Source organism: Streptomyces sp. CNB091, from assembly GCF_000377965.1.
The window spans coordinates 535,119-546,801 of the sequence record NZ_KB898990.1 but is presented as its reverse complement, the minus strand read 5'-3'; the positions used below and the strand labels follow the sequence as shown (position 1 = coordinate 546,801).

Below are 11,683 nucleotides of genomic sequence, written 5' to 3'. Positions count from 1 at the left end.
TGTGTCGGCTCTGCGCGAGCATGCCCTCGCGGAGCTTGGCCAGGAGGCGGTTGAGGAACTGTGGGCGGGCAGACTTCGCGATGGAAGGAAAGACATATCCGTAGGGAACGAGAGCCGGATCCTGGTGGCCGACGCCGGGTCGTCCAGCCTGCGTCTGACGGTATTCGGCGACGGCGGCGAGATCCTGGCCGACCACCGCGGCGACTCACCGCCCGGTGACGACGCGGCGGGCCCGCTCCGAGGACTTCGGCGTACGACGCTACGGCTTCCACGGGCTGTCGTACGCCTGGGCTCTGGACCGGGCCGCCGAGCTCCTCGGCAGGCGACCGGAGGACCTTCAACCTGGTGATCGCACACCTCGTCCGCGACCGCGCGGCGGGAGACGAGCGCGCGGCCCTGGCTCTGGACGTCTTCACCCACCACTGCCGCAAGGGCGTCGCCGCGATGGCCGCCTCGCTGGAGCGGCTGGACGCCCTCGTCTTCACCGGGGAGATCGGCGAGGACCAGCCCGAGGTGCGCGAGGAGGTCTGCGCCCGGCTGCCCGCGCTCGGCCTCGCGGGCGGGCTGCGGGGGATCGTCGCCGAACGCCCCGAAGTCGTCAGTGGGCCGGGAGCGCGGATTCCCGTCATCGTCGTACCTACCGGAGAAGCTCAGCAGGTCGACCGTGAGACCCGGGCGCTTCTGGGCCGCCGGCACGGGGCCCGCGCAGCGGCTGACGGGCCGTCGACGCGTGGGGCGGTGGGTGGCGGAGCAGGGTACGGCGACCCCGTGCCATGCGCGCGCCACACCGAGTCGCCGTGTGGCGCTCGTCGAACCGCGGCGGGCGCTACCGGCCCGGTGTGCGGCCAGGAGCTCGGCGGCCCGGTCCATGACCCCGCCGGGGCTGTGGCCGATCGCCACACCGGGGCGGGTGGCCGGTGTGTCCCGCAGGTCCGGCCGGGCGCTCGATGGTTCGCAGAGGACCGGACCACCCGTGACCGCCCCCACAGTCGATCGTTGCCCATACGGTACTGGCGGCCGGAGCCGCGGAGGCCGACGAACGTGGACAGGACAGCGAAGCTGATGAGTGTGGACAGGAAAGTCTGCCCCGGACAACCGGTCGTGCCGCCCGGCACGGGGGTACTCGCCCCCTCCCGCGCCCTGCGGTTCTGGCTCGACCCGGCCAACCTCGCGGCCCGTCTGGAGCAGTCGGGTCCGGTCGTCCCCACCAGGACGGGCCCGACGACCGCCTTTCAGGTCAACGACCCGGCACTGCTGCGCAAGGTCGGCAGTGATGAGGACACGTTCCAGTTCTGGGGCCCTGACCCGAGCCTGCGCGACTTCAACGCGCACGGGGTGGTCGGCCTCGAGGGCGCCGCCCACCGGGAGCGGCGCGCACTGATGAGACCGGCGTTCACCGCGTCCCGGCTCACCGCTCTCGGCCCCAGTGTCCAGGCCCGTACCCGACAGCTGCTCGCCGAGCTGCCCGCGGACCGACCGCTCGACATGCGGGTGGAGATGAGCCGGCTCGCCTGCGGTCTCCTCGTCAGCTGTGTCCTCAACAGCGAGCTCGCTCCCGACACTCTGTCCAAGATCGCATCCGCCCGCTCCACCCTGTCCGGCGGCATCTTCTGGCGCTACGCCCTCGCACCCTGGCCCTGGGTGCCCGTGCCCCGGCGCCGCGCCAGCCGCCGTGCGCTCGCCGAGCTGGACGAAGCCGTCCGCCAGGTGCGAGCCCACCACCGGCCCGACCCGGACGGGCAGGACCTGGTGTCCGTACTCGAAGCCGCCGCTCCCGGGAACCCCCATGTGGTGCAGCGCGACATTCGTGCTCTGCTGATCGCAGGCATGGAGACCAGCGCCTCCACCCTCGCCTGGGCCTGCTACGAACTGGGCCGCCACCCGCACTACCAGCAGGCTCTCCAGGACGAAGCCGACGCGGCACCCGATACGGACCGCCTCCAGGCACACCAGCTCCCGCTCGCGACCGCCTTCGTCCAAGAGGTCACCCGCCTCCACGGCATTCCGTTCCTGGTCCGCCGCACCCGCCACGAGACCTGCCAGGGAGGTGTGCGCATCCCGGCCGGAGCCGTGGTCACGCTGCCCCTGGGGGCCCTGCGCCGCGACAGGAACCGCTACCGCGACCCGGGCGTCTTCGACCCGCAGCGCTGGCTCCCCCACGCCGAGCCGCCACCGGCCCCCACCGCGCTGCTCGCCTACGGCCTGGGTCCCCGATACTGCCCCGGCGCAGCTGCGGCCGATGCGATGCTGCCCGTCGCCCTGGCGACCCTGGCCGGCTCGCGCACGCTGCGCCCGGCGCGGCCAGGCCGCAAGATCGGCGTGAGCCTGGAACTCACACCGACGCCCAAGGGCCTGACCATGTACGCCACACCATGCGAGCTCCGGCGCTGAAGCGTGTTGCACAAAGCTGTTCGCGGACGACGAGCTCGGCGGCATCCTGGCCTTCTCCTCCACCCATCACACGCCTCCCGAACTGCTGCCGCTCGTTTGTTCGCCGAGTGCTGGCCACTGCCCGCCCCTGCGATCCTCACGGCGGGCCGGGCCGTCCCTCCACCGCTCGCCTCTGGCCTGCCTGCCCGGGCGCGGGCGACCGGTGCTGGGGGCTTGGGGCTTCTCCCGTGCCCGATTCAGGCGTCGTGTGCTCACGGATACGGCGGCAGGACTCCGTGATGAGGCGGGACACGCGAAGTGCAGGATGAGGTCGTAGGGGCCTGCCAGTTCGTCCGCAGCCCGGCCGGAAGAGACGTCGCAGCGAGTGAACCGGAACCCCTGACGGCCCTCCAGATGAGCGATGTTGTCCATGGACCCGGACAGCAGGTTGTCCGCGCAGTCGACTTCGACTCCTGCGTCCAGCAGCCGCTCGCACAGATGAGAGCCGAGGAATCCGGCGCCTCCGGTGACGACGGCGCGACGCCAGGGGGCTGGTGTCGTCATCAAGGACATGGGTCCGCCTTTCGCCCGTGCAGGGGTGTCACACACGACCCCTGGGCAGCACCAGGCCTCTGGCGGCCAAGGGGCGGCAAGGGCCGGGCCGGGATGCTCCGCCGAACAGTGCGGCACCATGGCAGGCGGTAACCCAGGACGCCCGCCGTGGTCCCGACGGGCACGGCGGGGTGAGTTCCCCGGCGCGTACGTTTCACACACGGAAGTCCGCCGGTTTCCGCGGTATCCCCCGAACGGCCCGCCGCGGTGGACATGTGCTTCGGCGGCGGGGCGCGTGGGGGCCCGCCTGCTCCCCGTCTGCGGCGGGTGGGGAACAGGCGGGCCCGTAGCGATCCGGCAGTGGCCTCAGTCGGTGGAAAGCGCCTCGATGAGGTCTCCGACCTGGGGGTCGGGCAGGGCGCGGGCGACGTCCGCGGTGGCGACCATGCCGACCAGGGTGTGGCCGTCGATGACCGGCAGCCTGCGGACCTTGTGCGAGGTCATCGTGCGCAGGATCTCCTCGGCGGGGTCGTCGGCGCCGATGGTCACCGCCTCCCCCTGGGCCAGCTCGCCGGCCGTGCAGTCCGCCGGGTCCTTGCCCGCGCCGAGCACCTTGATCACGATGTCGCGGTCGGTGAGGACGCCCTTCAGCTTGTTGTCGGTGCCGCAGATCGGGAGAGCGCCGACGCCGAGGTCCTTCATCTTCTTCGCGGCGTCCAGGATGTTCTCCTTCTCCCCGACGCACTCCGTGCCGCTGGTCATGATCTCGCGTGCGGTAGTCATGGGTCTCGTTCCCTTCCTGGGATAGTGCGGATCGTCCGTGGCGCGGCGGGTTCCCCATGGGAGACGTTCCTAACGCCCGGCTCTTCCGTTCGGGCGTATGCGACCCGCGGAGCCGCTACAGGGGGGTGCCGCCGCCGCGTCGACGACTCGGCGGCCCTGTGGCCCTGCGGGTCCTGTGGCCCGGAACGAAGCTCGGTTGCCGGAAAAGGCCGCTGCGTCCACGTGTGCCTCGGCGCGAAGGGGTACTCGGAGTGCATGAGCACAGGAAACCCGGACCCGGATCCGCGCGATACGCCAGGCCTGGAGCCCGGCGGCGGAATCACCCCCGGCGACACTCCCCCCGGTGAGAGCAGCACCTCCGAAGCGGGACCGCGTCACGCACCGCCCAAGGGCTGGGCCATGGGCCCGCTGATCGCGATCATCACGGTCACCGTGATGGTGGCTGCCTTCTTCCTTGTCTACGCCCTGCTCCTGTGACCGCGGTACCCGCTTCTGTAGGAAGCTCCCACCGACGACGGCTCTTCAGCCCTCGACGCCGGTGGCGTCGTGCGAGGCGCCGACCGGCTTGGATTCCGGGGAACCGCGCTGGCGCAGGTAGACCGACAGGATGACCATGGAGGCCACCGCGAGAAGTTCGGACTGCCAGTTCTGCAGCGTACGGCTCCAGAAGTCGGCCGACAGAAGGTACCCGCTCCAGCCGACGGGCGGCTGAAGGTTCCGGAGCCGCTGTTCGTTGTAGGCCGCCGTGCCCGCGACGGACTGGGCCAGCCACGACAGGAGGAACAGCGCGGCCATGACCAGGCCCAACGAGCGCGAGAACAGTTTCTGGCGGATTCCCCCGGCCGCCGCCCAGCGGGGGGAGTCGTCACGGGCGTGGGCTCCGACCCGCTGCGTCTCGTCGTCCTCCGGTCCCGCCCTGTCCATCTCCTTCGACTCGGGGGAGCCGCGCTGGAGCAGCCAGACGGTGCCGAAGATGTAGAGGAAGAACTGCAGGTACTCCGACTGCCAGTTCTCGGTCACATCGACGGCGAAGTCCGACGACATCAGGTAAGCGCTCAGGGACACCGGCGCCAGGGAGTCGACGAGCAGCCCGTTGTTGAACTCGGCGTGGCCCACGAGTGCCTGTCCGGCGAGGGTCAGCAGAAAGGCCGCGGCGAAAGCCAGCGTGAGCGAGTTGTCCCGCAGGAATCTACGCACCGGACGCGGCCTTCCCTCTCGCACGTCCTCGTCGACGAGGCGGCAGCCCCCTCATCTGTGCATCAGACCCAGCGCGGTGAAATAGGCGAGCCCGCAGACGACGACGGTGAGACAGAGGACGAACAGCGCTTTCGTCACGGTCACCCGCCTTCGACGACGCAGGTGTACGGCCGCCCCGGGTCCGGCGTACAGCCGGCGGCCACGATCTTCCACCCGTCGGGGAAGCGTGACAGGAACAGCGTGTCACCGTCGAAAACGGTACGGCCCTGGTTCCCGTACACGTCAACGCCGCGGACCGGGCCGGCCACCGGCAGCTCTTCGCCCGCGATGACCGCGACACACGGCTTGCCTTCGGAGGATTCGAGCGTGTCGCGGGTCGCGGGGGCCAGCAACGCGCACGTCGCCGCCGCATTTTCGGTGCGCAGCCCCTCTCGGAAGGCCACGGCCGCGTCCCGCACCTCGGCCGTGCGGCCGCCCGCCCCGCCGCACCCCGTCAGCAGGAGCGTCGCCGCGAGCAGGGGAGCCAGTAGCGGAGCCGCGCATGCTCCTGGGGAGCGGCAATACGCCATCGTGTCTCCGTCCGCCGACCGGCCCTCCGGGGACATCATGGGCGTGTGAGGACGCCCGCCGCCCCTCCGACACGCCTGGGCGCGGAATCCCGGGTCGGCCGCCGGCGGCGGCGCTCCCGACGGCCCCCGCGGCTCGGCCCCTGGGGCCGTCGGCCGGTACTGCGGGCGGGCCGTCACACAGGAGGCCACCGACGACTCCCGGGGAAGGCCCGATACGGCGCCGCTCCAGCAGTGCCGTCACGCACGGCGCCGGGGCGTCGCTCACGGGTGGTCCGGGCGCTCCTCGGGCGGGACCCCGCCGCCGGGGCCTCCGCCCTTGCCTCCCTTGTCCGTTCCGTGCGCGTGCGCGCCCCCGCCCCGGGGCGTTCCAGGCTCTCGCGCCTTCCTTTCGGCGCTGTCCTGCGGGGTTGCCCCACCCTTGTCGCTGCGCCGCTGTTCCGGTTGCTGCGGGTTCGACATCGCGATCGCTCCCTCCGCTTGGATCGGTGTGCCACCCGAGTCCCCGAGTGGCTTCCTCCCAAAACATGTCTCCGCCCTGATCCAGTCTCTGCCCGATCGAGGAGGACGTCTCACGCCTGCGCCTCTCCTGGCGCCCTTGCCGGCCGGTCCGGCTTCCGGCGTCTCGCGGAGCGGAGCGGCCTCCGCCCGGTCGGGAGGCATCTCGTTCGCCATGCCCTGAACCTGAATTTCGGTTCTGGCCGGCTTCCCGCGACTGCGTCCGGCCCCGCCGCGTTTGGCAGCCGACCACGGTGGTACCCGGCGACAGCAGGGCCGCTCGACGCGCACCACGTCGCGCGCACCACTGGTGGTGAGCTACCGCGCAGACGCCTCCACCGAGCCGCGACCGATCTGGGGAGATGACGTCATGACCGACCCCCGCCCCTTCTTCGGGCAGGACGAGTCCTACTGGATGGATACGACGGATGCGTCGCCCTACTCGCGCCTGACCGAGGACATCGCCGTGGACGTCGCCGTGGTGGGCGGCGGCATCGCGGGGCTGAGCACGGCGTGGGAGCTGGCCCGGGCGGGCCGGAGGGTCGCGGTGCTGGAGGCGGACCGCATCGCGTCCGGCGTCACCGGCTACACCACGGCCAAGGTGTCGGCGCTGCACTCGCTCGTGTACGACCGGCTGCGGCGGGCTCATGGCGCCGAGGCCGCCCGGCTGTACGCCGGCTCGCAGCTGGACGCGGTGGAGCGGCTGGCGGCGATCGTCGACGAGCTGGGCATCGCCTGTGATCTGGAGCGGGTGAGCGCCTACTCCTACGCGGCAGGGCCCGCCTCCCGCGCGGCCGTCGAGGCTGAAGCCCGTGCCGCTGCCGCAGCGGGTCTCGAGGTCTCGTACGTCACCGAGACGGAGCTGCCCTTCCCGGTCGGCGGCGCGGTACGCCTGGACGGACAGGCGCAGTTCCACCCGCGCGCCTACCTCCTGGCTCTGGCCGAAGACTTGCTGGGTCTCGGGGGCCTCGTCTTCGAACGGACCCGGGTCACCGGACTTTCGGAAGGGCAGCCGTGTCGTCTGACCACGGAGGACCAGCGGGTGGTGACGGCCCGGGACGTGGTCGTCGCCACCCACTACCCGGTCTTCGACCGCGCGATGCTCTTCGCGCGGCTGTCGCCCCGGCGGGAGTTGGTGGTCGCCGCGCCGGTGGCCACCGACCGGGCTCCGAAGGGGATGCACATCACCGAGGACGAGGGAAAGCGGTCGGTGCGTACCGCGCCGCTCGACGAGAGCCGCCGTCTGTTGATCGTCACCGGGGAGAGCTTCACGCCGGGCACGGGTGACCCGCGGGAGGGCTTCCGCCGTCTCGACTCCTGGATGCACGAACGCTTTCCGGTGGGCGCCACCACCTATCGGTGGGCGGCACAGGACAACGACCCCAGCGATACCGTGCCGCTCATCGGCCCCCTCCATATCGGGGCTCGTCATACCTACGTGGCAACCGGCTTCGGTGGCTGGGGAATGACCGGCGGCGTCCTTGCGGGCCGGCTGTTGACCTCTCTGATCACCGAGTCCGAAGCCCGGCCGGCCTGGGCGGAGCTGTACGATCCGCGACGTATCGCGGGTGTCCTCCGCGAGGGCGCGGCGCTGCTGAAGCAGCAAGCCGATGTGGCCAAGCACTTCGCCGGGGACCGGATGCGGGTGACCCACGTCGACTCGGTGAGTGACATCGCGCCGGGCACGGGCGCCGTCGTGCGGGTGAAGGGGCGGCGCTGCGCCGTTTACCGGCATCAGGACGGCACGCTGCGGGCCGTCTCCGCCCGCTGCACCCACCTCGGCTGCCTGGTGTCCTTCAACGACGCGGAAGTCACCTGGGAGTGTCCGTGTCATGGGTCCCGGTTCGGAACCGACGGCGCCGTGCTCCAGGGGCCGGCGACACGCGCTCTGGAAAGGCTGGAGGTCCCCGGCGAGGCGGAGTGAGCCCAGTCGGAGGGCGTCGGCTCCCACCGAACCGTGACCCGTCCGAGAGGCGGACCCATGCGATTCCGGGATCGAGAACAGGCGGGCCGTGAGCTCGCCGAACGGCTTCTGGCGTGGTCGGCCGACCACGGGATGACCGACCCCGTCGTCCTCGCGCTTCCCCGCGGCGGCGTCCCCGTGGCGGCACCCATCGCATCGGCGTTCCAGACCGCGCTGGACGTCCTGGTCGTACGCAAGATCGGGCTGCCCGGCCGGCCGGAGAACGGTATCGGTGCGGTCGTCGGCGACGACCCGCCGCTGTTCGACAGAGAGGCACTGGAGATGTTCGGCCTCTCCGAGGACCGTCTCGGCCCCCAACTGGCCCGGGAACGCGCGGAGCTGCGCCGTCGCGAGGAGCTCTATCGGGACGGCCGGCCCGAGCCCCGGGTCGCTGGCAGGACCGTGGTTCTGGTCGACGACGGCCTCGCCACCGGGCTCACCGCCCAGGCCGCGCTGCGTCACGTGCGCCGTCGGGCTCCGGGCCGGCTGATTCTCGCCGTACCGGTCGGCGCTCCCGGCAGCCGAGAGCGCCTGCGCGGGGATGCGGACGATGTCCTCTGCCTCCAACAGCCGCCGGGCCTCCGGTCGGTGGGCGAGTGGTACGACGACTTCGACCAGGTGACGGACGGCGAAGTCCTCGCCCTCCTGCGCGGCCGCTGAGAGCATCGGCCGTCCTCGGCGGCATCGGATGGACCTGCATGTGAGCGCGGACGAGCGCGTTCATGCAGGTCGCCGCAGTCGAAGTCGACAGGAGCTTCGGCTGACGGGGGCGGCCCGGCTGGGCGGGGCGCGATGCGCTGTGCGGCTGCGCCGCTGCGCCGCTGCGCCGCTGCGCCGCACCAGCTTTCGCAGCGCGGGCCGGTCGCCGATCTCCGGCCACCCGGGCGCGGCGACGGTCAGTTGGCCGCGCTGCGGGCTCGTCCCGTGGCTGCCGTGTCGACGAAGGCGCGCTCCTGCGCCCGCGGATACGCCACTCGTATGCTGCCTGCCGATCAGGGAACTTCCGTCGTGTTTTTCGTGTCTTATCTGACTTTCGTGACGATTCATGGCATGTCTTAGGCGATCAGGTGATCAGTACGACAATCATCTCGGCTTGAAGGAGCCTTCATGCGCATCTCCAGTTCCGTCCGCTCCCGCAGCGCCCGCACGGGCGCCAAGGTGGCCGTCGCAGTCGCGGTCGCCGGCGCCACCCTGGCCGGAGCACCCGCCGCCTACGCCCTCCCCGGCGACAGCGGCAACATCGACATCCGCTCGGTCAGCTGGCACTCGCGCAGTGACCGCGACGGGGTCGAGGTCTGCAAGTTCGTGCTGGCTGCGAGCAACTTCGAGTCGTTCCCCTCGGTCCCCTGGACGATCACCGAGCAGCCCCCGACCGTTCCGCCGGGCACCACCCTGATGGACAGGCTTCCGCTCATCAACGGCAGTGCGCGCAGCGAGACGTACCTGCTCCCGGAGGGCACGTACCAGCTGGTGTGGGTTGTCCCGGCGGGCCCGAAGCAGAAGAGCTTCAAGGTCGAGTGCCCCGACCGCGGTCACGGCGGCGGCAAGCCCCACAAGCCGCAGAGGCCGATCGGCGGTGTCCCCGCGGGCGGCGGCGGTGTCCCGGACATGGAGCCCGTCAGCTCCGAGAGCGACTCGAACGCCGGAGCGGCCGCCGCGCTGGCTGCCGGCGCCGCCGGAGCCGCGGGCCTGGTCATGATGCGCCGGTCCGCACGTCGCCGTGCCCGTGGCGAGGCGTAACGCCCGCTGCCGACGGCGACGACGAGGACCGACGCGCGCGTGCCGTCTCACCATGACGCTGTGCGTGACGTTCTCCCTGGTGACCGGCATCGTCTGGGTGTCCTCGGGCTCCTCCGAGGACACCCGGACGGTCGCCGCCGCCCGCGGCAGCGACGCCGCGGGCGGCGGGAGGGAGCCGTTCCGGCGGGCACCGCACGAACCGGAGAAGCACGTGCCCGCCTCGCACGCTCCCCTGGTGCCCTCCCGCCCGCTGAAGGTCGCCATTCCCGCCATCTTCATCGAGGCCGCGGTCACCGGACTCGGACTCGACGCGAAGGGCCGGCTGGGAGCCCCGCCGTTGAGCAAGCCCAAGCTGACGGGCTGGTACGAGAAGGGGCCGTCGCCCGGTGAGAACGGCACGGCGCTGCTCGTGGGCCACCGGGACACCAGGACCGGCCCCGCCATCTTCCTCAACCTCAACGCACTGCGCCGGGGCGACAAGGTCAACGTGGTGCGTGCGGACCGCAAGACCGCGGTGTTCACGGTGGATGCGGTGAAGACGTACACGAAGGACAAGTTCCCCGACGACAAGGTGTACGGGGAGACCGGGCGGCCTGAACTACGGCTGCTGACCTGCGGCGGGCGTTTCGACGAGAAGGCGGGCTACTCGGCGAACGTGGTGGTCTTCGCGCATCTCACGTCATGGAAGAAGGCGGCCTGAGCGCCGCTCGGGTCGGCCGGTACCTCGGGGACAAGGTGCCGGCCGCCCTCACGACCGAGGCGGGGCCCTCACTCAGAGGTTCCCCGCCCCGTACTTCAGCCGGGCGGGCGGCCGGCAACGGCCGGGTGAGGGCCGGTAGGACACGAGGGCCTCATGTCCGTCGCTGTGCCCGTGGCTGTGCCCGTGTCCGTGGCTGTGCCCGTGGTGCCATTGCGCCGGTGGGCGGCCCGAGCGCAGGGCCCGTACCGCCGTCACTACCAGGACCGCTCCCAGTGCCGCGATCAACGCACCGCTGATCGCGCCCAGCCATGCCAGTAGTCGTTCCCCGGCCAGGCCGACGCCCGCGGTGAGGATCAGGCCCATCGCCAGGACCCCGGCGGTGTGGGTGGCCGTGACGGTCGTTCCGACCGCGAGCGCGGCGCGTACCCCGCCCTCCCGTCTGGCCAGGCAGGCCGCGACCGCCAGTTTGGCGTGGCCGGGCAGTGCGGCGTGGCCCGCGCCCAGCAGCAGGGTCAGCAGGACGGCGAGAAGGCCCACCGACCACGTGAGGTCCCGGCCCGCGGTCAGACCGGTGAGCCGGCGCTCCAGAGCGAGGAAGAGCACGGTGCCCCGGTCCAGCGCCTGAACCGCCGGGGGCGCTCCCGGCGCACCCGCTCCCGGTGCGCCGGGAGCAGCGGCCGCGCCCCTGCCCGGCTCCGTACGCAGCTTCGCGGCGGCCACGGCGAGTGGCTGTTCGTTCCCCGCCGGGTAGTGGCGCAGGACGTCGCTCGGGCTGTCCGCGGGAACGGACGATGTGGCCAGCCCTACACGGTCACCCGGGACGGCGGTGATCTCCTTCCAGCCGGCCCGTTTCGCGTCCGCCCCCGAGGTGAAGGTGATGTCGGCGGGCCGGGAGAGATCGGCTTCGGCGCGCAGGGCACAGGTCAGCCGGGCTACGGGGACGCCGGCGGCCCCCTTCCCGTAGGTCAGGGTGGAGCGTGTCACGTGCCAGGCGACGCGCCTGCCGTCCACGGCGACGCGGGTGCGGTCGGCGAGCAGGGCGCATCGATCGGCTGCCCTGTCCGCCGCTTCGGCCGGTGCGATCGTGCCGTCGTGGTCGGTGTCCGTCGCTTCTTCGTCCTGCGCGGTGGGAATCTCCGCGCTGTCGACGACCGCGGTGTCGTCGATCCGGTCGTGCGACAGACGCAGTCCGTCGTAGTGGTTGACGCTGAAATTGCCCAGCGGGTGGGCTTGGGCCGTCGGTACCGCGGTGAGGCCGGACAGCACGAGCAGGGGCGCCGCGACGACCGCCGCACGGCAGGGAAACTTCATCGA

Annotated in this window: 10 protein-coding genes and 3 pseudogenes; 8 read left to right on the top strand and 5 right to left on the bottom strand. The window is 71.9% G+C overall.

The window, feature by feature from the left end; genetic code table 11:
- Positions 1-215: 215 nt before the first annotated feature.
- The 3 genes and pseudogenes from D581_RS1000000141830 to D581_RS0102270 all read left to right on the top strand — a co-directional run.
- Positions 216-290: pseudogene (locus D581_RS1000000141830) on the top strand (hypothetical protein); the annotation flags it as partial.
- A 55-nt stretch (positions 291-345) separates the two neighbouring features.
- Positions 346-594, top strand: a pseudogene (locus D581_RS1000000141825) (acetate kinase); the annotation flags it as partial.
- 468 nt (positions 595-1,062) lie between these two features.
- Complete coding sequence (locus D581_RS0102270; RefSeq protein WP_026290109.1) at positions 1,063-2,391, top strand: cytochrome P450; 1,329 nt, start codon at positions 1,063-1,065, stop codon at positions 2,389-2,391.
- Positions 2,392-2,670: 279 nt separating this feature from the next.
- Here D581_RS0102270 and D581_RS1000000141820 read toward each other — a convergent pair.
- Both D581_RS1000000141820 and D581_RS0102265 read right to left on the bottom strand, forming a co-directional pair.
- A pseudogene (locus tag D581_RS1000000141820) lies at positions 2,671-2,943 on the bottom strand (NAD-dependent epimerase/dehydratase family protein); the annotation flags it as partial.
- A gap of 345 nt (positions 2,944-3,288) precedes the next feature.
- On the bottom strand, positions 3,289-3,705 hold the full coding sequence (locus D581_RS0102265; protein ID WP_018955605.1) for a CBS domain-containing protein: 417 nt from the start codon (positions 3,703-3,705) through the stop codon (positions 3,289-3,291).
- A 255-nt stretch (positions 3,706-3,960) separates the two neighbouring features.
- Between D581_RS0102265 and D581_RS0102260 the strand changes: the two genes are divergently transcribed.
- Positions 3,961-4,182, top strand: a complete 222-nt coding sequence (locus D581_RS0102260; protein WP_026290108.1) for a DUF6480 family protein — start codon at positions 3,961-3,963, stop codon at positions 4,180-4,182.
- Between the two features lie 45 nt (positions 4,183-4,227).
- On the opposite strand, the gene D581_RS0102255 is transcribed toward D581_RS0102260, so the two are convergent.
- Both D581_RS0102255 and D581_RS0102245 read right to left on the bottom strand, forming a co-directional pair.
- Positions 4,228-4,902, bottom strand: a complete 675-nt coding sequence (locus D581_RS0102255; RefSeq protein ID WP_018955603.1) for a DUF6766 family protein — start codon at positions 4,900-4,902, stop codon at positions 4,228-4,230.
- A gap of 140 nt (positions 4,903-5,042) precedes the next feature.
- Entirely contained in the window at positions 5,043-5,471 is a 429-nt protein-coding gene (locus D581_RS0102245; protein ID WP_078625586.1) for a hypothetical protein, read from the bottom strand.
- An 865-nt stretch (positions 5,472-6,336) separates the two neighbouring features.
- On the opposite strand from D581_RS0102245, the gene D581_RS0102240 reads away from it, so the two are divergent.
- From D581_RS0102240 to D581_RS0102225, 4 genes are all read left to right on the top strand, one after another.
- On the top strand, positions 6,337-7,890 hold the full coding sequence (locus tag D581_RS0102240) for an FAD-dependent oxidoreductase (protein ID WP_018955600.1): 1,554 nt from the start codon (positions 6,337-6,339) through the stop codon (positions 7,888-7,890).
- 57 nt (positions 7,891-7,947) lie between these two features.
- Positions 7,948-8,589, top strand: coding sequence for a phosphoribosyltransferase (locus tag D581_RS0102235; RefSeq protein ID WP_018955599.1), 642 nt, complete (start codon positions 7,948-7,950; stop codon positions 8,587-8,589).
- Positions 8,590-9,036: 447 nt separating this feature from the next.
- Complete coding sequence (locus D581_RS0102230; RefSeq protein ID WP_018955598.1) at positions 9,037-9,669, top strand: hypothetical protein; 633 nt, start codon at positions 9,037-9,039, stop codon at positions 9,667-9,669.
- Positions 9,670-9,721: 52 nt separating this feature from the next.
- Entirely contained in the window at positions 9,722-10,369 is a 648-nt protein-coding gene (locus tag D581_RS0102225; protein ID WP_018955597.1) for a class F sortase, read from the top strand.
- Positions 10,370-10,441: 72 nt separating this feature from the next.
- Here the strand turns inward: D581_RS0102225 and D581_RS01000000136725 are convergent, their stop codons facing one another.
- Positions 10,442-11,680 carry a hypothetical protein gene (locus D581_RS01000000136725; protein ID WP_018955596.1) on the bottom strand — a complete coding sequence of 413 codons (1,239 nt, stop codon included), beginning with the start codon at positions 11,678-11,680 and terminating at the stop codon, positions 10,442-10,444.
- Positions 11,681-11,683: the final 3 nt, after the last annotated feature.

Excerpts from the sequence above, each read along its gene's own strand:
- D581_RS0102270 (WP_026290109.1), top strand. The coding sequence starts at position 1,063 with ATGAGTGTGGACAGGAAAGTCTGCCCCGGACAACCGGTCGTGCCGCCC.
- D581_RS0102265 (WP_018955605.1), bottom strand. The coding sequence starts at position 3,705 with ATGACTACCGCACGCGAGATCATGACCAGCGGCACGGAGTGCGTCGGG.
- D581_RS0102260 (WP_026290108.1), top strand. The coding sequence starts at position 3,961 with ATGAGCACAGGAAACCCGGACCCGGATCCGCGCGATACGCCAGGCCTG.
- D581_RS0102245 (WP_078625586.1), bottom strand. The coding sequence starts at position 5,471 with ATGGCGTATTGCCGCTCCCCAGGAGCATGCGCGGCTCCGCTACTGGCT.
- D581_RS0102240 (WP_018955600.1), top strand. The coding sequence starts at position 6,337 with ATGACCGACCCCCGCCCCTTCTTCGGGCAGGACGAGTCCTACTGGATG.
- D581_RS0102235 (WP_018955599.1), top strand. The coding sequence starts at position 7,948 with ATGCGATTCCGGGATCGAGAACAGGCGGGCCGTGAGCTCGCCGAACGG.
- D581_RS0102230 (WP_018955598.1), top strand. The coding sequence starts at position 9,037 with ATGCGCATCTCCAGTTCCGTCCGCTCCCGCAGCGCCCGCACGGGCGCC.
- D581_RS0102225 (WP_018955597.1), top strand. The coding sequence starts at position 9,722 with ATGACGCTGTGCGTGACGTTCTCCCTGGTGACCGGCATCGTCTGGGTG.
- D581_RS01000000136725 (WP_018955596.1), bottom strand. The coding sequence starts at position 11,680 with ATGAAGTTTCCCTGCCGTGCGGCGGTCGTCGCGGCGCCCCTGCTCGTG.